Source organism: Mycolicibacterium arseniciresistens, from assembly GCF_030519285.1.
Lineage (GTDB): Bacteria > Actinomycetota > Actinomycetes > Mycobacteriales > Mycobacteriaceae > Mycobacterium > Mycobacterium arseniciresistens.
In genome coordinates, this window is sequence record NZ_JAUMSQ010000035.1 from 22205 (window position 1) to 42887 (window position 20683).

Sequence of the window (20683 nt, forward strand, 5' to 3'; positions counted from 1 at the left end):
TCGGTGTTCGGCGGCTACAGGTACTGGCCGAGATTCGACTCCGTGTCGATGGCCCTGCTGGCGCTGGACGACTTGCCGGTGACCAGCGTGCGGATGTAGACGATCCGCTCGCCCTTCTTGCCCGAGATACGGGCCCAGTCATCGGGATTCGTGGTGTTCGGCAGATCCTCGTTCTCGGCGAACTCGTCGACGATCGAGTCGAGCAGGTGCTGGATGCGCAGGCCTTTCTGGCCCGTCTCCAGCACCGACTTGATCGCGTTCTTCTTCGCCCGGTCGACGACGTTCTGGATCATGGCGCCGGAGTTGAAGTCCTTGAAGTACATGACTTCCTTGTCACCGTTGGCGTAGGTGACCTCCAGGAACCGGTTGTCGTCGATCTCGGCGTACATCCGGTCGACGACCTTCTCGATCATCGCCTTGATGGTCAGCGAACGGTCGCCGCTGAACTCGGCGAGATCGTCGTCGTTGATCGGCAGTTCCTCGGTCAGGTACTTGCTGAAGATGTCCTGAGCCGATTCGGCGTCCGGCCGCTCGATCTTGATCTTGACGTCCAGGCGGCCGGGCCGCAGGATCGCCGGGTCGATCATGTCCTCGCGGTTGGAGGCGCCGATCACGATGACGTTCTCCAGGCCCTCGACGCCGTCGATCTCCGACAGCAGCTGCGGCACCACGGTGGTCTCCACGTCGGAGCTCACACCGGTGCCGCGGGTGCGGAAGATGGAGTCCATCTCGTCGAAGAACACGATCACCGGTGTGCCCTCGGACGCCTTCTCGCGCGCCCGCTGGAAGATCAGCCGGATGTGGCGTTCGGTCTCGCCGACGAACTTGTTGAGCAGCTCGGGGCCCTTGATGTTGAGGAAGTAGGACTTCGCTTCGCGCGCGTCGTCGCCACGCACCTCGGCCATCTTCTTGGCCAGCGAGTTGGCCACCGCCTTGGCGATCAGCGTCTTGCCGCAGCCGGGCGGACCGTAGAGCAGCACACCCTTGGGCGGCCGCAGCGAGTACTCCCGGTAGAGCTCCTTGTGCAGGAACGGCAGCTCCACCGCATCGCGGATCTGCTCGATCTGACGGCCGAGGCCACCGATGTCGTTGTAGCTGACGTCGGGCACCTCCTCGAGCACCAGGTCCTCGACCTCGGCCTTGGGGATGCGCTCGAAGGCGTAGCCGGCCTTGGTGTCGACCAGCAGCGAGTCGCCGGGCCGCAACCTGCGCGGCCGGTTGTCGTTGTCGTTGTCGATGTCGGCGTCGGGATCATCCGGCAGGTGCTCGGCGGCCACCAGCGGTTCGGCCAGCCACACGATGCGCTCCTCGTCGGCGTGACCGACCACCAGCGCCCGGTGTCCGTCGGAGAGGATCTCGCGCAGCGTGCTGATCTCGCCGACCGACTCGAACGTGCCCGCCTCGACGACGGTCAGCGCCTCGTTCAGGCGGACCGTCTGGCCCTGCTTGAGTCCCTCGGTCTCGATGTTCGGCGAGCAGGTCAGGCGCATCTTGCGGCCGGAGGTGAACACGTCGACTGTGTCGTCGTCGTGGGTCCCCAGCAGCACGCCGTAACCGCTCGGCGGCTGCCCCAGCCGGTCGACCTCCTCGCGCAGCGCCAGCAACTGCTGACGGGCTTCCTTGAGGGTCTCCATCAGCTTGGCGTTGCGCGCCGCGAGCGAGTCGATCCGAGCTTCCAGCTGATGGACGTCACGCGCGGTGCGCAGCCCGCTCTGCGGGCCCACAGCGTTCTCCAACTGCTCGCGCAGCAGCGCGGCCTCTCGGCGCAGCTGTTCCAATTCGGCAGCATCATCGCTGGACATCGGGGTCCCGAAACCGTCCGAGAAGGCTTCCGAACGATCTGACTCACTCATACCGAACTCCCTCCCGCACCGAATATTGGTGCAGTAACAACTTCAACGCTACCGGCGATTCAGCCTTTGTGTGCGGTGTAGCAATGGGACACACCAGCATCACTGTTAACGTAAGAAAGCGTTGGACCCTTCGAAAGGACAGTTGTGATCCTGAAAACCCTCGTAACCGGCATGGCAGCGGCCGCCGTTGTCGGAGCCGCCGCGGTGGGTGTGACCTCGATTGCATCCCCTGCGATCTCGTCCGCTTCGCCTGTCGCCTTCGGCGCGCCGGTGCCCACCGCACCCGCGCCGGAGATCACCAACGAGATCACCCAGACGGTCAACGCCCTTGGCTCCGGTGGCTCCTTCCGCGGCAAGTCGCCCTACATCCAGGGCCTCGGCCGGTTCACCGGCAAGGGCGCCGAGATCAAGTACAACGACGCGGTCGCGAAGGGCTACCTGCCGCTGAGCGCCACCGTCGCCAACCCCGATCTCAACGGAAACCTCGCGACCGCGAACGTCACCGCGACGCTCGCCAACGGTCAGGTCCGCTCGATGCCGCTGTCGTTCGTGCGCGGCCCGAGCCCCACCGGCTGGCAGCTGTCGAGCCAGTCGCTGTTCGCCCTCGGCGACCTGGTGGGCTGACGATCCGCCGTACAAGCACCGTCATCTCGAGCGCCGTCACCATCCTGGTGGCGGCGTTCGGGCTTGTCGGGTGCAGTACCGAGGCCCCACAACCAGCACCGGCCCCCCCGGCGCGCAGCACACCGGCAGGCCCGCCGCCGGCCCCGGTGGCCGCGCCGCTGCCGCCCCCGAGCGCACTGACCGATGTGCTCTACCGCTTGGCCGACGTGAACGTGCCCGGCGCCGAGAAGATCGCATTCGTCGAAGAGGCCACCACCGCCGACACCGAGGCCCTCGACCGCTTCGGCCGGGCACTGACCGACAACGGCTACCACCCGATGACCTTCGACGCCGCCGACCTGGCCTGGTCGGAGTCCGACCCCGGCAACGTCACTGCCACCGTGATCGCCAGGACCCCCGCGGGACGGGAGGGCGGCGACTTCACCTACCCGATGGAGTTCGCGCGCACGCCCGACGGCGGCTGGCAGCTCACCCACGAGACCGCCGAACTGCTCTTCGCGCTGAACGCGCCCGCCGCGCCTGCGCCGCCCCGCTGAGGCCGCCTCATGTGGATCGGCTGGCTCGAATTCGACCTGCTTCTCGGCGACGTCCGTTCGCTCAAGCAGAAGCGGTCCGCGGTGCGGCCGGTGATCGCTGAATTGGCCCGCAGGTTCGGCGTGTCGGCCGCCGAGGTCGGCGACCAGGAACTGCACCGGCGGGCCGCTGTCGGGGTGGCGATGGTCGCGGCGGACCGGGCGCACGTGGTCGAGGTGCTCGACGCCGCCGAGCGGCTGGTGGCGGCGCGGCCAGAATTGGAACTGCTGTCGGTCCGGCGCGGCCTGCGCCGCAGCACCGACGAGTGATCAGGTCCCGAGCTGCCGCTTGCGGCGCAGGGGCATCGGCGCCACGGCGCCCGGCGCGAGCCGGCGCGCGCTGATCAGGAACGCGGTGTGGCCGCGCATGGTGTGCTGCGGGCGGACCGCCAGACCCACCACGTACCAGCCGCGCTGCATGCTCTCCCACGCCCGCGGCTCGGTCCAGCACTGCTGCTCGCGCAGCGCCTCCACCGCGCGCGAGAGCTGCGTGACGGTCGCGACGTAGATCATCAGCACCCCGCCGGGCACCAGGCTGCGCGACACCGTGTCGAGCACCTCCCACGGCGAGAGCATGTCCAGCACCACCCGGTCCACCTCCGGACCGGCGTAGTCGTTCACGTCGGCGATGACCAGGTCCCAGTTGGGCGGGCGCTCACCGAAGAAGGTGACGACATTGCGCTCGGCGTGCACTGCATGGTCATCGCGCACGTCGTAGGACGACACGTGACCGCCGGGGCCGACGGCGCGCAACAGCGAGCAGGTCAGCGCGCCCGATCCCGCGCCCGCCTCGAGCACCCGGGCGCCGGGGAAGATGTCCCCCTCGTGCACGATCTGGGCGGCGTCCTTCGGGTAGATCACCTGTGCTCCGCGCGGCATGGACATCACGTAGTCGACCAGGAGCGGGCGCAGCACCAGGAACTGGTCGCCGCTCGTCGACTTCACCACGCTGCCCTCGGGCAGCCCGACCACGGAGTCGAGCGCGATGATCCCGCGGTGGGTGTGGAACTCGCGGCCGGGCTCGAGCAGCATCGTGTAGTGCCTGCCCTTGGCGTCGGTGAGCTGCACCCGGTCACCGACAGCGAAGGGACCGGTGCGGCGCATAGCCGTCAAGCCTGCCAGGGGACGCGCCGCCGCGGGTGCGCGGGGTTGTCGGGGGCCCGTCCTAGGCTGCTGTGCGTGAGCAGCGAACGGGGTGGTGTGCGGCGGCCCGCGCTGTCCCCGTCGCGGGCCAGCGATTTCAAGCAGTGCCCGCTGCTGTACCGGTTCCGGGCCATCGACCGCCTGCCGGAGCCCACCTCTCCCGCGCAGCTGCGGGGTTCGGTCGCCCACGCCGCGCTCGAGCAGCTGTACTCCCTGCCCGCTGAGCAGCGGGGCCACGACACCGCGCTGGCACTCGTCGGCCCCGCGTGGGACCGCGTGGTGGCCGAGCACCCCGACCTCGTCGCCGACGTCGACCCCGCGGTGCGCACGGCGCTGATCGACGAGGTGCGCAAGCTGCTGTCGGGCTACTACCGCCTCGAGGACCCGACCAGGTTCGACCCGCAGTCCTGCGAGCAACGCGTCGAGGTGGAACTCGCCGACGGCACCCTGCTGCGCGGATTCGTCGACCGCATCGACGTCGCCGCCACCGGCGAGCTGCGGGTGGTCGACTACAAGACCGGCAAGGCGCCGCCGGAGGCCCGCACGCTGGCCGAGGCGAAGGCACTGTTCCAGATGAAGTTCTACGCCGTCGCGCTGCTGCGGTCCCGCGGCGTGCTGCCGGCCCGGCTGCGGCTGCTCTACCTGGCCGACGGTCAGGTACTCGACTACTCCCCCGACGCCGACGAGCTGCTGCGCTTCGAGCGCACGCTGTCGGCGATGTGGCGGGCGATCCAGGCGGCGGGCGCCTCGGGCGATTTCCGGCCCAAGCCGTCGCGGTTGTGCGACTGGTGCGCCCATCACGCGCACTGCCCGGCGTTCGGCGGCACGCCACCGCCGTACCCCGGCTGGCCCACCGTGATCGACGACGGCGACCCCGACGCGGTGCTGCAGACGGCGACGGAGCCCGCTGCGTGATCGACTGCCTCTACCGCCGCCTGCCCGGCGGCGGGCCCGCCGGTGAGCGCTTCGAATCCACCGACGGCACCCGCAGCAACTGGGCCGCCGACATCCAGCACGGCTCGCCGCCACTGGCACTGATGACCCGCGCCATCGAAGATCTGGCGGCAGGCACGCCGCTGCGGATCGGCCGGCTCAGCCTCGACATCCTCGGCGCCATCCCGGTCGCGCCGGTGACGGTGCGCAGCCGGGTGTCCCGGCCGGGCACCCGGATCTCGATGATCGTGGCCGAGATGACCGCCGCCGCACCCGACGGCTCCGAGCGTGCGGTGGCCCGCGTGACCGCCTGGCTGCTGGCCACCAGCGACACCCGCGAGGTGGCGACCGACCGGTATCCACCGCTCGTGGAGGGCGCCGCGATACCGGTGCCGCACAGCTGGGAGGGCGCGCAGGGCTACCTCGAGACGGTCAGGTGGCGCAGGCAGCCCAGCGCCGACGGCGATGCCGCGGTGGCCTGGCTCAGCCCGCTGGTGCCGCTGGTGGACGACGAGGAGACGACGGCGGTGCAGCGGCTGGCGATGGTCGTCGACTCCGCCAACGGGGCGGGCGCCGCTCTGGACCCCGAGCGGTTCATGTTCATGAACACCGACACCACCGTCCACCTGCACCGGCTGCCGACGGGGTCGGACTTCGCGCTGCGGGCGCGCGGTTCGATCGGTCCGGACGGTGTCGGCGTCACCACGGCGGAGATCTTCGACCGGCAGGGGTTCGTCGGCACCAGCGCGCAGACACTGTTGGTGCAGCGCCGGTGAACGAGGAACTGCGATGGCAGTTCCACCTGGTGTGGGCGCTGGCCGAGGTGCACCTCGACACTTTGGTCGATGACGACTTCCTCTGGCAGCCAAGCGAACTGGTGTGGACCGTGCGACCGGGTGGCGATGGCCGCTGGCGTCCCGACTGGGCGGACACCGAGCCCGACCCGATCCCGGTGCCCACGATCGCGTGGCTCACCTGGCACATCGACTGGTGGTGGTCGGTGACGCTGGCACACGGGCGCGGCGAGTCCGCGCCGGAGCGCACAGACGTGACGTGGCCCGGTTCCGGGTCGGCGGCGGTGACGCGGTTGCGTGACCTCGCCGGGCAGTGGCGGGCGCTGCTGGAGGCGCTGAGCACGCAGGACCTGCACGGGCCGTCCGCATTCCCCTGGGGCGCCGACGCCGGCCGCACCATGGCCCACACCGTGCTGTGGGTGAATGTCGAACTGACCAAGAACATCTCGGAGATCGGTCAGTTGCGGCTGCTGCGCGCCGCGCGCAGCTGACGGCGTCCGCCGCCGATCCGCCGAACGTGAGCTTGTTTCTCAAAAATCGCCCGATCATCGCCATCTTGCTCACGTTCGACGTACGTATATGCCCTTGCGTCTATATAGATGCCGTGCAATATTAGGGGCGTGGACGTATTCGAGGCGGTGGCGGAGCCCAGCCGGCGGGCACTGCTCGACGCATTGACCGAAGGTGAACGCACGGCCGGCGACCTGGTGGCCACGCTGCCGGGCCTGACACAGCCGACCGTGTCGCGGCACCTGCGGGTGCTGCGCGAGGTCGGCCTCGTCGAGGTGCGACCCGACGCCCAGCGCCGCATCTACGCGTTGCGCGCCGACGGCCTGGTGGCGATCGACCAGTGGATCGACCGCTACCGCCAGTTCTGGACCGGTCACCTCGATGCGTTGGAGCGTCATCTGCGGACCACCCGGGGGGCAGCCGAATGACCGGGCGCGACGGCACGCTCACGATCGACGGCGACCGCGCGGTGCTGCATTTCGAGCGCCGGCTGCCTTACCCCGTCGAGGCCGTGTGGTCGGCCATCACCGACCCCGGCGAACGGGCGCAGTGGTTCGGGCCGACCACCATCGACCCCCGTGAAGGCGGCACCATCGAGATGGTCGCGACCGGCCCGCCGGTGCCCGACGACCTCAAACGGATGACCGGCCGGATCCTGGTGTGGGATCCACCGCACGTGCTGGAACACGAGTGGAGGCAGCAGATCGTCGAGGACGGTGTGGTGCGTTACGAATTGACCCCCGACGGCGCCGGCGCCACCGTGCTGCGCTTCACCCATCGCGGCCTCGGGGTGCGCAACGCCACGGGCTTCCGCGGCGGCACCGAGGCCTTCCTGGATCGGCTGGAGGCCCACCTCGGCGGCAACGAGCTACCAGAATGGACCAACCGGATGCGGAGAAATCATGCCTGACAACCACTTCGACGTCGGTGCGCCGCGGGTGGCGGTGGCCTACCACTCCGGATTCGGGCACACCGAGACGCTGGCACACGCCGTCACCGCGGGCGCCCGCGACGCCGGCGCCGACGTGACCCTGATCGCCGTCGACGCGATGTCCGGCGCGGACTGGGACACCCTGGACACCGCCGACGCGATCGTCTTCGGCACGCCGACCTACATGGGCAACGTGTCCGCGGCGTTCCAGGCGTTCGCGGAGAAGACCGGCAGGCGCTGCCAGGAAGGCACCTGGAGCGACAAGATCGCGGCGGGGTTCACCAATTCGGGCGGCAAGAGCGGTGACAAGCTGCAGACGCTGACGTCGCTGGCCGTGTTCGCCGCCCAGCACCACATGCACTGGGTCAACCTCGGTCTGGTCGCCGGCTGGAACAGCTCCGCCTCCGGTCCCGACGACCTCAACCGGCTCGCGTTCTTCCTCGGGGCGGGCGCACAGACCGACGTCGACGCCGGACCGGACCGGGTGCACGGGTCCGACGCCCGGACCTGTGCCCATCTCGGGACCCGGGTGGCCCTGGTGACGCGCCAGCTCAAGGCCGGCAGGCACGCTATGACAGCGGCTTCAGATCCTGCAGCAGCGTCGGCACCAGCTCACTGACGGTCGGGTGGATGTGCATCGTGCGGGATATCGCCGTGTAGGGCAGCTTGGCGGTCATCACGTCGAGAATCGAGTGGATCACCTCGTCGCCGCCGACGCCGAAGATCGCGGCGCCCAGGATCTCCTCGGTGTCCGCGTCGACGACCACCTTCATGAAGCCCTGGGTCTCGCCCTTCTCGACGGCGCGGCCGACGCGGGTCATCGGGCGCTTGCCCACCAACGCTTTCCGGCCCGACGCCCGCACCTGGTCGACCGACATCCCGGCCCGGCCCAGCGGCGGATCGATGTACAGCGCGTAGGTGGTGATGCGGTCGCTGACCCGCCGGGGGTCGTCGTCGAGCAGGTTGGCCGCCACGATCTCGAAGTCGTTGTACGACGTGTGGGTGAAGGCGCCCTTGCCGTTGCAGTCCCCCATCGCCCAGATGTGCTCGGCGGAGGTGCGCAGCTGGTCGTCGACGACGATGAAGCCCCGCTCGTCGGTCTGCACACCGGCGGCGTCGAGACCCAGGTCGTCGGTGTTCGGCAGGCGCCCGACCGCGACCAGCAGGTGGGTGCCGGACACAGCGTCGGCGCCGTCGCGCGGTGTCACGTCGAACCCGTTGTCGCGCTTGGTGAAGCGCATGTCATCGGCGCCGACGATGATGGTGATGCCCTCGGCCTCGAGGATCTCGCAGACGGTGGCCGAGACGTCCTCGTCCTCCCGGGACGTCAGCCGGGGGCCCTTCTCGATGACGGTGACCTCGGCGCCGAACCTGCGGTACATCTGCGCGAACTCGAGCGCGATGTAGCTGCCGCCGATGATCACCAGATGCTCGGGTACGGTGTCGAGTTCGAGGATGCCGACGTTGGTGAGGTAGTCGATGTCCGCCAGTCCCGGCAGGTCGGGCGCCACGGCGCGGCCGCCGACGTTGAGGAAGATGCGGTCGGCGGTGAGGATCCGGCCGTCGACGTCCACGGTGTGCGGATCGGTGAAGCGAGCGTGGCCGCGGATGAAGGTGCAGCCCTTCATGCCCTGCAGCCATGACTCGACGCCATGGCGATCGTCGAGCATGATCTTGTCCTTGCGGGCCTTGACCTTGGCCATGTCCACAGCGACGTCGCCGGTGCCGATGCCGTAGTCGGCGCCGCGCCGGGCCAGGTGGGCCGCGTGCGCGCTCGCCACCAGGGTCTTGGTGGGGATGCAGCCGTAGTTGACGCAGGTGCCGCCGACCAGTTTGCGCTCGATCACCGCGACGGTCTGGCCGGCCTCGGTCAACCGGCCGGCCAGCGGCGGCCCGGCCTGCCCCGCGCCGATGACGATCGCGTCGAAATGCTCTGTCGCCTCGCTCATCTCCGGGGTCCGGTCAGATCAAGCTGACGAGGAACACGACCAGGAAACCGCCGCCGACGGCGACGACGTCCTCGATGATCGCACCGGGCCGGTCCTTGCCGCCGTTCGCCGCCGCCAGCCGGGACCGCAGCTCCGCGCCGCCCAGCGTGCCGAGCACCGCGCCAATGATCCCGGCGCCGATGGAGCTGAAGGTGTGGTAGAACGCGCTGCCGATCACCGCACCCGCGAAGGCGCCCATGAGGAGGCGGGTGACGAACTGCGGCGGCGTCTTGCGGCTCGGTGTCTTGGGCAGCTGGTCGGTGACGAGTTCGACCACCAGGAGGACGGAGAGCACCGCCACGGTGATCGGATGTGCCACCCATTCCGACCATTTGCCGTCGACGTCGATCCAGCCCAGGAACGCGCCCCAGGCCACCACTGCCGGGGCGGTCAGCGCCCGCAGCCCCGCGATCACCCCGATCAGCAGCGCGAGCACCAACACCAGGACATGCGTCATGCGTACCTCCGAGGCGGGCGAAAAGGTCCTCCGGACGCTAACACGCAGACCGCGACGGGGCCCGGCGATCTAGAAGCGGCAGAACCTGATGTCGGAGGCCAGGATCGCCTTGGCCCCGATGGCGGCGATCTCGTCCATGATGGCGTTGACGTCGCGGCGCGGCACCAGCGCCCGCACCGCGACCCAGTCGGGGTCGGCCAGCGGTGCGATGGTGGGTGATTCGAGTCCGGGGGTGACGGCGGTGGCGCGGTCGAGCACCGTGCGCGGGCAGTCGTAGTCCAGCATCAGGTACTGCTGGCCGAACACCACGCCCTGTACCCGGGCGGCCAGCTGGTCGCGGGCGGCCGACCTGTCGTCGGGCGGGCCGTCCTGCTCGATCAGCACCGCCTCCGAATCACACAGCGACTCACCGAAAGCCGTCAGATTGTGCTGGCGCAACGTGCGGCCGGAGCCGACCACGTCGGCGATCGCGTCGGCCACCCCGAGCTGGACCGAGATCTCCACCGCACCGTCGAGCCGGATCACAGCGGCGTCGATTCCCCGCGCCGCCAGGTCTTTCCGCACGAGATTCGGGTAGGCCGTGGCGATCCGCTTGCCGGCCAGGTCGGCCGCGGTCCAGTCCCGGCCCGCAGGCGCGGCGTAGCGGAACGTCGACGAACCGAAGCCGAGCGCCAGCCGCTCGCGCACCGGCGCATCCGACTCGGCGGCCAGATCCCGCCCGGTGATGCCGAGGTCCAGCTGGCCCGAGCCGACGTAGATCGCGATGTCCTTGGGCCGCAGGAAGAAGAACTCCACGTTGTTGGCCGGGTCGATGACCGTGAGGTCCTTGGGGTCGGTGCGCTTCCGGTAGCCGGCCTCGGCCAGGATCTCCGCGGCGGACTCGCTCAGCGCGCCCTTGTTGGGAACCGCGACCCGCAACATGCCGCTCACAGCTTCCGGTAGACGTCGTCGAGGGACAGCCCGCGGGCCAGCATCAGCACCTGGGTCCAGTACAGGAGCTGGCTGACCTCGTCGGCGAGCGCGTCGTCACTCTCGTGCTCGGCCGCCAGCCACACCTCGCCGGCCTCCTCGAGGATCTTCTTGCCGAGGCCGTGCACACCGCCGTCGAGCGCGGCGACGGTGCCGCTGCCGGCGGGCCGGCTGCGCGCTTTCTCACTGAGCTCGGCGAACAGGGCGTCGAAGGTCTTCACGGGCAGCTATTGTCCCATGCCAGGTCGACCGGGCGACGCCCGACCGCTGCTCAGGTGGCGGCTTTGGGCAACTCCTCGCCCTTGAGGATCGAGCCGTGCATGTCCTCCAACGACACGCCCTTCGTCTCCATCACCCAGCGCCACACGAAGAGCCCGGACAGGATCGCGCACAACCCGTAGAAGCCGTAGGCCAGCCCGAGGTGTTCGCGCAGGCCGGGGAAGGTGACGGTGATCAGCCAGTTCGCCGCCCACTGGCCGGCGGCGGCGATCCCCAGAGCCGCGGCGCGGATGCGGTTGGGGAACATCTCGCCCAGCAGCACCCAGACCACCGGACCCCACGACATGCCGAACGCGACGACGAACAGGTTGGCCGCCACCAGCGCGACCACGCCCGACGCGCCGGGCAGGCTCGGATTGCCGTCGGGCCCCACGGCCGCGTTGGCGAAGATGACCGCCATCGTGATGAGCGTGACGGCCATGCCGGAGGAACCGATGAGCAGCAGCGGTTTCCGGCCTATCTTGTCGATGAGTGCGATGGCGATCAGGGTGGTGAGCACGTTGATCACCGACGTGATCACGGTGTAGACCGCCGATTCGTCGGCGCTGAATCCCACCGCCTGCCACAACACGTTCGAGTAGTAGAAGATCACGTTGATGCCGACGAACTGCTGGAAGATCGACAGGCCGAGACCCACCCAGACGATGCCGTAGACGCCGCCGGTCGGCTTGCGCAGATCCTTCCAGGACGGCTTGTCCTCGCGCTCCAGCGTCTCCCTGATGCGCGTGATGGTGATCTCCAGGTTCTTCTGCCCCAGCAGCATGTTGAGCACCCGGCGGGCTTCCGGGATCTTGTGGCTGGCAACGAGATACCGCGGCGACTCCGGGATGGTGAAGGCCAACGCGCCGTACAGGACGGCCGGAAACGCCATGGCAAGGAACATCCACCGCCACGCGTCCAGACCGAGCCACAGCGGTTCGTTCGGGCCGCCGGCGGTCCACTGCAGGAGCCAGTTGACCACGAACGACAGAAAGATGCCGGATACGATCGCCAGCTGCTGTAGGGATCCCAGCCGGCCGCGGATGCCCGGCGGCGAGGTCTCGGCGATGTAGGCGGGTGCGATCACCGACGCCACACCCACGCCGATGCCGCCGACGACGCGGAAGATCACCACCCAGAGCACATCGGGTGCCAGGCCGGTGCCGAACGCGCTGATGAGAAACAACACCGCGGCGATCTTCATGACCGCGATGCGGCCGATCTTGTCGGCGATGCGGCCCGCGGTCATGGCGCCGACCGCAGCGCCCAGGAGCGCGGACGCGACCGCGAAGCCGAGTTCGGCGTTGCCGATCCCGAAGTCCTCCTGGATGGAGTCCACCGCCCCGTTGATGACGGCGCTGTCGTAACCGAACAGCAGGCCGCCAAGGGCCGCCACCGAGGCGATGCGTAGCGCCGTCTTGCCCGACGAGAAGTCCTCGTCCGAGACCGGTAGGTCATCGCCTACCGGGGCTCCACCCTGACCTGCCATGGGATTTCCTTTCCGCAGCGCTGCGTGGAATCACTCGTTCCCCACGATTGCACAATTCACACCTGCGCAAGGGCGTATCGAGACCGGGAAGTGGGCCGTGAACGTGTGCTCAGGCGCTGCGTTCGGAGAGCTCGTCGGTCAGCTCGGCGTGGATGGCCCGGAGGTCCTCGACGCCGAGGCCGAGCAGCGACTGCGCGTGGCGCCGTCCCGGCCCGGTGGGCACCGCGATGTCGTTGGGCACCACCAGCACCGGGCAGCCCGCGCCCTCGGCGGCCGCCGTGCCCGTCACCGAATCCTCGACGGCCAGGCACGCGCCGGGCGCCAGTCCCAGCAACTCCGACGCACGCAGGTACGGATCCGGCGCTGGTTTCCCGTTCGTCACCTCGTCACCGCAGACAGTAGCCGAGAAGTAGTGACCGCCAATGCTTTTGAGTGCTTTGTCGGTGAGTGGCCGCAGCGTGTTGGTGACCAGCGCCAACGGCACCCCGTCGGCGGCCAGCGCATCGAGCAGCTCGCGAGCCCCCGCACACCACGGCAGGCCCTGCTCGAACAACTCGGCGGTGTAGTCGTGCAGCCACCGGTGCGCCTCGGCCATCGCCTGCGGGTCGGGCTCCAGGCGCAGGTCGGCGAACACGGTGCGCATGGTGTTCTCCGCCGAGCTGCCCACCAGTGCCTGGCGCACCCCGGCGCTCAGGTCACCGCCGAGCCGGGCATAGAGCGCCTCCAGCGAGATGTCCCACAGTTTCTCGGAATCCACCAGGGTGCCGTCCATGTCGAAGAGGACGGCGGAGAGCACCTCCCCCATTCAGTCCTCCGGGTTGTAGCCGAGATTGGGGGCGAGCCAGCGCTCGGCCTCCTTCAGCGTCCAGCCCTTGCGCTTCGCGTAGTCGGCGACCTGGTCCTGGGAGATCCGGCCGACGACGAAGTACTGCGACTGCGGGTGCGAGAAGTACCAGCCGCTGACGGCGGCGCCGGGCCACATCGCCATCGACTCCGTCAGCTCGATCCCGGTGCGCTCCTTGACGTCCATCAACTCCCAGAGCGTCGCCTTCTCGGTGTGTTCCGGGCAGGCCGGGTAACCGGGGGCGGGGCGGATGCCTGAGTACTTCTCACCGATCAGCGCCTCGTTGTCCAGCTGCTCGTCGGGCTGGTATCCCCAGAACTCCTTGCGGACCCGCTGGTGCATCCGTTCGGCGAACGCCTCCGCCAGCCGGTCGGCGAGCGACTCCAACAGGATCGCGTTGTAGTCGTCGTTGGCCGCCTTGAACTCGGCGATCCTGTCGTGGATGCCGAGCCCCGTGGTGACGGCGAACGCGCCGACGTAGTCCCGGAGGCCCGTGTCCTTGGGCGCGACGAAATCGCCGAGGGACCGGTTCGGGATGCCGTCGCGGTGCTCGCCCTGCTGGCGCAGGTTGCGCAACGTCTTCAGCACCTCCGAACGGCTCTCGTCGGTGTAGACCTCGACGTCGTCACCGACCGCGTTCGCCGGGAAGAAGCCGATCACGCCGTTGGCGGTCAGCCACTTCTCCTTGATGAGGGTGTCCAGCATCTCCTGGGCGTCGTCGTACAGCTTGCGGGCCGTCTCGCCCGACACCGGGTTGTTGAGGATGTCGGGGAAGCGGCCCTTCATCTCCCAGGCATTGAAGAACGGTTGCCAGTCGATGTACTCGCGCAGCTCGGCGAAGTCGTAGTCGCCGAACTCCCGCACGCCGAGGCCTTGCGCGGGCACCGGCGGCGTGTAGTCGTCCCAGTCGATCGGCGTCCGGTTCGCCCGCGCCTTCTCCAGCGTCAGCATCGGCCGCTCGCTCTTCTGCGCATGCCGCTCGCGAAGCGACGCGTAATCCTTCTCGGTGGCCTCCAGCAGGGCAGGCCGCTGCTTGTCGTCGAGCAGGGCCGCGGCGACCGGCACCGAGCGGGACGCGTCCTTCACCCAGACCACAGGACCGCTTCGGCGCGGCGCCACCTTCACGGCGGTGTGAGCGCGCGAGGTGGTCGCGCCGCCGATCAGCAGCGGGATCTCCAGGCCCTGACGCTCCATCTCGACGGCGAAGTTGACCATCTCGTCCAGCGACGGGGTGATCAGGCCGGACAGCCCGATGATGTCGGCGTCGTGCTCCTTGGCCGCGTCCAGGATCTTGTCGGCAGGCACCATCACACCGAGGTCGATCACCTCGTAGTTGTTGCACTGCAGCACGACTCCGACGATGTTCTTGCCGATGTCGTGGACGTCGCCCTTGACGGTCGCCATGACGATCGTGCCGTTGGTGTCCTTGCTCGCAGTGGCCCCGGTCTGCTCCTTCTCCGCCTCGATGAAGGGCAACAGGTACGCCACGGCCTTCTTCATCACCCGGGCCGACTTCACCACCTGCGGCAGGAACATCTTGCCCGCGCCGAACAGGTCGCCGACGACGTTCATGCCGTCCATCAGCGGGCCCTCGATCACCTCGATCGGACGACCGCCCGCGGCCTCGATCTCGGCGCGCAGTTCCTCGGTGTCGGCGTCGACGTTGGCGTCGATGCCCTTGACCAGGGCGTGCGTGATCCGCTCACGAATCGGCAGGCTGCGCCACTCCGCTGCGACCGGATCGTCGGCCTTCTCCGAGCTGTTGAACCGCTCGGCGATCTCCAGCAGCCGTTCGGCGGCGTCCTCCCGACGGTTCAGCACGACGTCCTCGATCCGGTCCCGCAGTTCGGGATCGATCGAGTCGTAGGGCACCAGCGAACCGGCGTTGACGATGCCCATGTCCAGGCCGGCCTTGATGGCGTGGTACAGGAACACCGCGTGGATCGCCTCGCGGACGGGGTTGTTGCCCCGGAACGAGAACGACACGTTGGAGATGCCGCCGGAGATGTGCACGCCGGGGAGGTTCTCCTTGATCCAGGCGCAGGCCTCGATGAAGTCGATCCCGTATGTCGCGTGCTCCTCGATGCCCGTCGCCAGCGCGAAGCAGTTCGGGTCGAAGATGATGTCCTCGGGCGGGAAGCCGACCTCTTCGGTCAGGATCCGGTAGGCGCGCCCGCAGATCTCCTTGCGGCGCTCCAGGTTGTCGGCCTGGCCCTGTTCGTCGAAGGCCATCACGACGACGGCGGCGCCGTACTTGCGGCACAGCCGCGCCTCGCGGATGAACTTCTCCTCGCCCTCCTTCATGGAGATCGAGTTGACGATCGGCTTGCCCTGCACGTTCTTCAGGCCGGCCTCGATGACCTCCCACTTGGACGAGTCGATCATCACCGGGACGCGGCTGATGTCGGGCTCGGCCGCGATCAGCTTGGTGAACCGGTCCATCGCGGCGACGCCGTCGATCATGCCCTCGTCCATGTTGATGTCGATGACCTGCGCACCGACCTCGACCTGCTGCAGGGCGACCGACAGCGCGGTGTCGTAGTCCTCGGCCTTGATCAGGTTCCGGAACCGGGCCGAACCGGTGATGTTGGTGCGCTCACCGATGTTGACGAACAGGGAGTCGTCGTTGATGTTGAGCGGCTCCAGGCCCGCGAGCCGGGTGGCGACCTCGATCTCCGGCAGCTCGCGCGGCGGCTTGCCATCGACGACCTTGGCGATCTCGGCGATGTGCTCGGGCGCCGTTCCGCAGCACCCACCGACGAGGTTGACCAGGCCGGCTTCGGCGAACTCACCGATGTAGCCGGCCTGATGCTCCGGGTCCTCGTCGTACTCGCCGAACGCGTTGGGCAGGCCGGCATTCGGGTAGCAGGACACGAAGGTGTCCGCGATCCGCGCCATCTCGGCGATGTAGGGCCTCATCTCCGGCGCGCCAAGGGCGCAGTTCAGGCCGACCGCGAGCGGCTTGGCGTGCCTGATCGCATTCCAGAAGGCCTCGGTGACCTGACCGGACAGGGTCCGCCCTGAGGCGTCGGTGATGGTGCCCGAGATGATCAGCGGCCAGCGGCGTCCGCGCTCCTCGAACAGCGTCTCGACGGCGAACACCGCCGCCTTGGCGTTCAGCGAGTCGAAGATCGTCTCGATGATGAGGAGGTCGGCACCACCGTCGACCAGGCCGTTGGCGGCCTCGAGGTAGGCGGCGACCAACTGGTCGTAGGAGACGTTGCGCGCTCCGGGATCGTTGACGTCCGGTGAGATCGACGCGGTCCGCGTGGTGGGCCCCAGCGCGCCCGCGACGTAGCGGGGCTTGTCCGGGGTGCTGTACTCGTCGGCTGCGCTGCGGGCCAGCGCGGCGCCGGCGTAGTTCAGCTCGTAGGCGAGCTCGGCCATGTCGTAGTCCGACAGCGAGACCGCGTTGGCGTTGAACGTATTGGTCTCGAGGATGTCGGCGCCCGCCTCGAGGTACTCGCGGTGGATGCCCTCGATGATCTGCGGCTGCGTCAGGTTGAGCAGGTCGTTGTTGCCCTGCAGGGCGGTCGGCCACTCGGTGAACCGGTCGCCGCGGTAGCCGGCCTCGTCGGGCCGGTCGCGCTGGATCGCCGTGCCCATCGCGCCGTCGATCACCACGATCCGCTGGCGCAGAGCGGCCGTCAGTTCCTCGGTGCAGTCGGGGCGGATGTTCGGCGCGAAGGTGGTCGACTCGACGGTATTCGACTCGACGGCGGTCGACTCAGACGTGTTCACGCGCACTCCTTCCGTAGCGGAAGGCGTCCTTGACTCTGCCGAGCGTGGCGGATACCGAGGGGGATCCAGGCCCCCCGAATAGCCGTTGCAACGCCTCTCGACCAGAAAAGTCTACGTCCTCACCCGATGGACGTCCGGACGCCCGGCTGACCACGACCCGTTCGGTGATCGCACCACCATCAACCGAAGTGCAGCCGAGGGTATTTCGTCTCGCCGGTCCCGGCCTGCTGGAGCGGCTGCGGTCACAACGACAGGGTAGTCGCGGCGTGCACCCCGCCCGAGCGGCCGATGACGCTCGTCACCACCCCGGAGGCCTTACGCTGGCCAGGTGACCCCATCGGAATTCGGTGCACCGAAGGGACCTGAGCTGCCCGAACTGCACGACGCCATCATCGTCGCGGCGTTCGAGGGCTGGAACGACGCCGGAGACGCGGCCAGCGACGCGCTCGAGCACCTGGACGCGATCTGGGAGGCCGACCCGATCGTCGAGATCGACGACGAGTCCTATTACGACTACCAGGTCAATCGCCCGGTGATCCGGCAGATCGACGGTGTCACCCGCGAACTGGTGTGGCCGTCGATGCGGATCTCGCACTGCCGCCCGCCGGGCGCCGAACGCGACATCGTGCTGATGCACGGCGTCGAGCCGAACATGCGGTGGCGTACGTTCTGCGCCGAACTCCTGGCGATCGCCGACAAGCTGAACGTCCAGACGGTCGTGATCCTCGGCGCGCTGCTGGCCGACACCCCGCACACCCGGCCGGTGCCGGTGTCCGGAGCCGCCTACTCCCCCGAGTCGGCCAAGTTCTTCGGGCTCGAGGAGACCCGCTACGAGGGTCCGACCGGCATCGCCGGGGTCTTCCAGGACGCGTGCGTGCAGGCCGGCATCCCCGCGGTGACCTTCTGGGCGGCCGTCCCGCACTACGTCTCGCAGCCGCCGAACCCCAAGGCGACGGTCGCGCTGCTGCGCCGGGTCGAGGACGTGCTGGACATCGAGGTGCCCCTGGCGGACCTGCCGACCGCGGCCGAGGAGTGGGAAGAGGCCGTCACGGAGATGACCGCCGACGACGACGAGATCGCCGAGTACGTGACGGCACTCGAGGAACGCGGCGACGCCGAGGTCGACATGCACGAGACCCTGAGCAAGATCGACGGCGACGCGCTGGCCGCCGAGTTCGAACGCTACCTGCGCCGGCGCGGACCGGGTTACCGCAGCTAGGCCGGACCGCTCAGCTCCTGACGGCCTGCGGCGGCTTCCAGGTGCCGTTCAGCGCGTCGGGCTTCGGCCAGTACAGCCGCAGCACCATCTGGAACGGACCGGCGGGCGCGGGCAGCCAGTTCGACTCCTTGTCGATGCCCGGCGACGCGTTCTGCACCAGGAACGTGTAGCCGCCGTCGGGATCGGCGACCAGGCTGGGCAGCATCGGCGAGTTGATCAGCCACCGGTTGAGCGGGTTGGTGACGAGCAGGCTCTGCGGCATCTCGTACATCGTCAGCGACCAGAACGCGTTGACCGGCGGCAGCTGGCCGGGCGCGAACCGCACGGTGTAGTTGTTCGCGCCGGTCAGCGGCGCCCCGGTGGAGTCGTTGGTCAGCGTCGGATACAGCGCCTCGGCGGCGGTGTTGCCGTAGATGCCGAACACCGCGCCGGCCATCCGGTACAGGTAGTTGCCCTTCAGTTCGGCGGCGGTGCCGAAGAACTGCGCCGGCCCCACCTCGCCGGTGTCGATCTTGTCCTTCTTCAGGGTGTCGAGCTCCGCCCAGGCGTCGGCCATGCCGCCCTCGACGGCCGAGCGCATCTCCGGGCTGAGCTCATCGGCCGCGAAGTCGCCGTCGGGCCCGATGCCGATGGTCGCGAACCGGTCGCGGAGGTCCTTCTCCTCGGGCAGTACGGGCGCGAACCGCAGCGCGAAGTTGAGGATCTCGAAGAACTGCGGCGAGGTGCGCTGCTGGTCGGGCGTCAGCGGCGGCGCGAAGTCGATCGCGGGCGCAGGCGCGGCAGGCGGTTGCCGGAGGAACACCGACAGTGGTGTCACCTGGTAGCCGGCCTGGATCCGCTTGACGTTCTCCAGGTCCGACGGGTTCAACAGCTGGGTGCGGTAGATGACGTTGTTCAGCTCGGTGTCGGACCGGATCACCTCGTCGACGCCCTCGGGCTTGTCGCCCTGCCAGCCGGGGCCGGCGAGCAGGTACTTCCCGCCGCCGTTGCCGGTGGTGCGGCTGCCGACGTAGGCGATGTTGTTGGTGTAGCCGTTGACGAACTGCAGTGAGTAGTAGCGGTCCTGTTCTACCGGCGGGACCGTCAGCACCAGCGGCTCGGCGCGCAGGTCGGCGCCCACCACCGAATAGGGCGTGTCGGAGTTCGGTGTCTGGACGGTCTTGTCCTCCGGCGTGAACAGCCGTGCGGTGTTGTGGATCGCATTCCAACCGCCCTTGTACTCGGGGTTGTCGCGGTTGACGAAGTAGGAGTACTGCACCCGGTAGTTGTCCACGACCGGGAAGCCCCAGATGTAGGCCTCCTTGGCTATCGCGCGCGCCTGCTGCGGGGTGACTTCCGCAGGGGGTGGCGGGGTCGAGGGGTCGGCCTCCCGGCCGTCCTTGACACAACCGGCGAGCAGGATGGTTCCGATCAGAATCGCGGCGACGCGGCGGATCACTTCTTCAGGCCGTGGGTGCGGGCGCCCAGTGAACGCTTCAGTGCGGTGACCTCGGCGTCCATCTGCGGCAGGATCTTCGGCGCCGCCTTGAGCAGCGATGCCTGCCCGATCCTGGTGGTGAGCACCGGTTTGAACCACCTGGCGAGGCCCACCCAGCGCGGACAGTAGATGCGGTCTTTGCGGCGTTCGATGCCCTTGACGAACACCTCGCCGCACTCCTGCACCGAGGTGGTCCTGCTCAACGGCCCCGGCAGGGAGTCGAGCATCGCGACGAAGCTCGGCAGATCGCTCTTGGTGTCCTGCACCAGCGGCGTGTCGATCCAGGACATGTGTGCGCAGCCCACGCCGACGCCGTGGTGCGCCGCCTCCAGCCGCAGGGCGTTCGCGAACTGCTCGACGCCCGCCTTCGACGCGTCGTAGGGCGCCATGCCGGGCGCGGCCGCGAATGCCGCCAGCGACGAGACGACCAGGACGTATCCTTTGCGGTCGATCAATGACGGCAGGGTGGCCCGGACGGTGTTGAACACGCCGACGATGTTGACGTCGAGCACCCGCCGGAACGCGTCGGGATCGACCACCAGCACCGAGCCGTAGCTGGCGATGCCGGCGTTGGCGATGACGATGTCGATGCCGCCGAGGCGGGCCACCGCCTGCTCCGCCACTTCCTGCATGCTCTTGAGGTCGCTCACGTCGGCCACGACGGTCAGCACGCGATCCTCGCCGAGGTCGCCGGCCAGTGCGGCCAGCGGTCCCTCGTCGAGGTCGGTCAGCACCAGCGAGGCGCCCTTGGCATGCAGCCTGCGGGCCAGTTCCTCGCCCACACCCCTCGCGCCGCCGGTGATCACCACGACCTTGCCACGTACCGAAGTCATGGCGGAAACGTACCGCGCGACCCCATGGCTCGGCCGAATACCACCGCC

At 68.8% G+C, this 20683-nt stretch carries 21 protein-coding genes; 10 read left to right on the forward strand and 11 right to left on the reverse strand.

The window, feature by feature from the left end; all coding sequences use genetic code 11:
• Positions 1-14 precede the first annotated feature (14 nt).
• Positions 15-1853: a proteasome ATPase gene (arc, locus tag Q2100_RS07670; protein ID WP_264010679.1), complete on the reverse strand. Its 1839-nt coding sequence runs from the start codon at positions 1851-1853 to the stop codon at positions 15-17.
• Between the two features lie 270 nt (positions 1854-2123).
• Here arc and Q2100_RS07675 point away from each other — a divergent pair, with 270 nt between their 5' ends.
• From Q2100_RS07675 to Q2100_RS07685, 3 genes are all read left to right on the forward strand, one after another.
• Positions 2124-2477 carry a hypothetical protein gene (locus Q2100_RS07675; RefSeq protein ID WP_328518115.1) on the forward strand — a complete coding sequence of 118 codons (354 nt, stop codon included), beginning with the start codon at positions 2124-2126 and terminating at the stop codon, positions 2475-2477.
• Positions 2478-2623: 146 nt separating this feature from the next.
• On the forward strand, positions 2624-3013 hold the full coding sequence (locus Q2100_RS07680) for a lipoprotein LppK (protein ID WP_302913524.1): 390 nt from the start codon (positions 2624-2626) through the stop codon (positions 3011-3013).
• A gap of 9 nt (positions 3014-3022) precedes the next feature.
• On the forward strand, positions 3023-3319 hold the full coding sequence (locus Q2100_RS07685; RefSeq protein ID WP_302913525.1) for a DUF503 domain-containing protein: 297 nt from the start codon (positions 3023-3025) through the stop codon (positions 3317-3319).
• Here the strand turns inward: Q2100_RS07685 and Q2100_RS07690 are convergent, their stop codons facing one another.
• A complete protein-coding gene (locus tag Q2100_RS07690) occupies positions 3320-4153 on the reverse strand; it encodes a tRNA (adenine-N1)-methyltransferase (RefSeq protein WP_302913526.1) in 834 nt (277 codons plus the stop codon).
• Positions 4154-4228: 75 nt separating this feature from the next.
• Between Q2100_RS07690 and Q2100_RS07695 the strand changes: the two genes are divergently transcribed.
• The 6 genes from Q2100_RS07695 (at position 4229) to Q2100_RS07720 (ending at position 7979) form a co-directional block, all read left to right on the forward strand.
• Positions 4229-5107, forward strand: a complete 879-nt coding sequence (locus Q2100_RS07695) for a RecB family exonuclease (protein WP_264010684.1) — start codon at positions 4229-4231, stop codon at positions 5105-5107.
• Entirely contained in the window at positions 5104-5901 is a 798-nt protein-coding gene (locus Q2100_RS07700; RefSeq protein ID WP_302913527.1) for a thioesterase family protein, read from the forward strand. Before Q2100_RS07695 ends, Q2100_RS07700 begins: the two co-directional genes overlap by 4 nt.
• Positions 5898-6410, forward strand: a complete 513-nt coding sequence (locus Q2100_RS07705; RefSeq protein WP_302913528.1) for a DinB family protein — start codon at positions 5898-5900, stop codon at positions 6408-6410. The genes Q2100_RS07700 and Q2100_RS07705 overlap by 4 nt, the downstream gene beginning before the upstream one ends.
• 129 nt (positions 6411-6539) lie before the next feature.
• A complete protein-coding gene (locus tag Q2100_RS07710) occupies positions 6540-6857 on the forward strand; it encodes an ArsR/SmtB family transcription factor (RefSeq protein WP_302913529.1) in 318 nt (105 codons plus the stop codon).
• Positions 6854-7339, forward strand: a complete 486-nt coding sequence (locus tag Q2100_RS07715) for an SRPBCC family protein (protein ID WP_302913530.1) — start codon at positions 6854-6856, stop codon at positions 7337-7339. The genes Q2100_RS07710 and Q2100_RS07715 overlap by 4 nt, the downstream gene beginning before the upstream one ends.
• Entirely contained in the window at positions 7332-7979 is a 648-nt protein-coding gene (locus Q2100_RS07720; RefSeq protein WP_302913531.1) for a flavodoxin family protein, read from the forward strand. The genes Q2100_RS07715 and Q2100_RS07720 overlap by 8 nt, the downstream gene beginning before the upstream one ends.
• Here the strand turns inward: Q2100_RS07720 and Q2100_RS07725 are convergent.
• The 7 genes from Q2100_RS07725 to metH form a co-directional block, all read right to left on the reverse strand.
• On the reverse strand, positions 7930-9309 hold the full coding sequence (locus tag Q2100_RS07725; RefSeq protein ID WP_302913532.1) for an FAD-containing oxidoreductase: 1380 nt from the start codon (positions 9307-9309) through the stop codon (positions 7930-7932). The genes Q2100_RS07720 and Q2100_RS07725 overlap by 50 nt on opposite strands.
• Positions 9310-9322: 13 nt before the next feature.
• Entirely contained in the window at positions 9323-9805 is a 483-nt protein-coding gene (locus Q2100_RS07730; RefSeq protein WP_302913533.1) for a DUF4126 family protein, read from the reverse strand.
• A 69-nt stretch (positions 9806-9874) separates the two neighbouring features.
• Positions 9875-10726, reverse strand: a complete 852-nt coding sequence (gene hisG / locus Q2100_RS07735) for an ATP phosphoribosyltransferase (protein ID WP_302913534.1) — start codon at positions 10724-10726, stop codon at positions 9875-9877.
• A gap of 5 nt (positions 10727-10731) precedes the next feature.
• Complete coding sequence (locus Q2100_RS07740; protein ID WP_264010707.1) at positions 10732-11001, reverse strand: phosphoribosyl-ATP diphosphatase; 270 nt, start codon at positions 10999-11001, stop codon at positions 10732-10734.
• A gap of 44 nt (positions 11002-11045) precedes the next feature.
• The gene (locus tag Q2100_RS07745; protein WP_264010693.1) at positions 11046-12521 is read right to left on the reverse strand and encodes a sugar porter family MFS transporter; all 1476 of its coding nucleotides are present in this window, start codon (positions 12519-12521) and stop codon (positions 11046-11048) included.
• A 109-nt stretch (positions 12522-12630) separates the two neighbouring features.
• Positions 12631-13326: an HAD family hydrolase gene (locus tag Q2100_RS07750; RefSeq protein ID WP_302913535.1), complete on the reverse strand. Its 696-nt coding sequence runs from the start codon at positions 13324-13326 to the stop codon at positions 12631-12633.
• Positions 13327-16971 carry a methionine synthase gene (gene metH, locus Q2100_RS07755; RefSeq protein WP_302913543.1) on the reverse strand — a complete coding sequence of 1215 codons (3645 nt, stop codon included), beginning with the start codon at positions 16969-16971 and terminating at the stop codon, positions 13327-13329.
• A 463-nt stretch (positions 16972-17434) separates the two neighbouring features.
• Here metH and Q2100_RS07760 point away from each other — a divergent pair, with 463 nt between their 5' ends.
• Positions 17435-18325, forward strand: a complete 891-nt coding sequence (locus tag Q2100_RS07760) for a PAC2 family protein (protein WP_269895398.1) — start codon at positions 17435-17437, stop codon at positions 18323-18325.
• A 10-nt stretch (positions 18326-18335) separates the two neighbouring features.
• On the opposite strand, the gene Q2100_RS07765 is transcribed toward Q2100_RS07760, so the two are convergent.
• A complete protein-coding gene (locus Q2100_RS07765) occupies positions 18336-19763 on the reverse strand; it encodes a DUF1254 domain-containing protein (protein ID WP_302913536.1) in 1428 nt (475 codons plus the stop codon).
• A complete protein-coding gene (locus tag Q2100_RS07770; RefSeq protein WP_302913537.1) occupies positions 19760-20635 on the reverse strand; it encodes an SDR family oxidoreductase in 876 nt (291 codons plus the stop codon). The genes Q2100_RS07765 and Q2100_RS07770 overlap by 4 nt, the downstream gene beginning before the upstream one ends.
• Positions 20636-20683 lie beyond the last annotated feature (48 nt).

Excerpts from the sequence above, each read along its gene's own strand:
- arc (WP_264010679.1), bottom strand. The coding sequence starts at position 1,853 with ATGAGTGAGTCAGATCGTTCGGAAGCCTTCTCGGACGGTTTCGGGACC.
- Q2100_RS07685 (WP_302913525.1), top strand. The coding sequence starts at position 3,023 with ATGTGGATCGGCTGGCTCGAATTCGACCTGCTTCTCGGCGACGTCCGT.
- Q2100_RS07690 (WP_302913526.1), bottom strand. The coding sequence starts at position 4,153 with ATGCGCCGCACCGGTCCCTTCGCTGTCGGTGACCGGGTGCAGCTCACC.
- Q2100_RS07715 (WP_302913530.1), top strand. The coding sequence starts at position 6,854 with ATGACCGGGCGCGACGGCACGCTCACGATCGACGGCGACCGCGCGGTG.
- Q2100_RS07720 (WP_302913531.1), top strand. The coding sequence starts at position 7,332 with ATGCCTGACAACCACTTCGACGTCGGTGCGCCGCGGGTGGCGGTGGCC.
- Q2100_RS07725 (WP_302913532.1), bottom strand. The coding sequence starts at position 9,309 with ATGAGCGAGGCGACAGAGCATTTCGACGCGATCGTCATCGGCGCGGGG.
- Q2100_RS07730 (WP_302913533.1), bottom strand. The coding sequence starts at position 9,805 with ATGACGCATGTCCTGGTGTTGGTGCTCGCGCTGCTGATCGGGGTGATC.
- hisG (WP_302913534.1), bottom strand. The coding sequence starts at position 10,726 with ATGTTGCGGGTCGCGGTTCCCAACAAGGGCGCGCTGAGCGAGTCCGCC.
- Q2100_RS07745 (WP_264010693.1), bottom strand. The coding sequence starts at position 12,521 with ATGGCAGGTCAGGGTGGAGCCCCGGTAGGCGATGACCTACCGGTCTCG.
- Q2100_RS07750 (WP_302913535.1), bottom strand. The coding sequence starts at position 13,326 with ATGGGGGAGGTGCTCTCCGCCGTCCTCTTCGACATGGACGGCACCCTG.
- metH (WP_302913543.1), bottom strand. The coding sequence starts at position 16,971 with ATGGGCACGGCGATCCAGCGCGACCGGCCCGACGAGGCCGGCTACCGC.
- Q2100_RS07770 (WP_302913537.1), bottom strand. The coding sequence starts at position 20,635 with ATGACTTCGGTACGTGGCAAGGTCGTGGTGATCACCGGCGGCGCGAGG.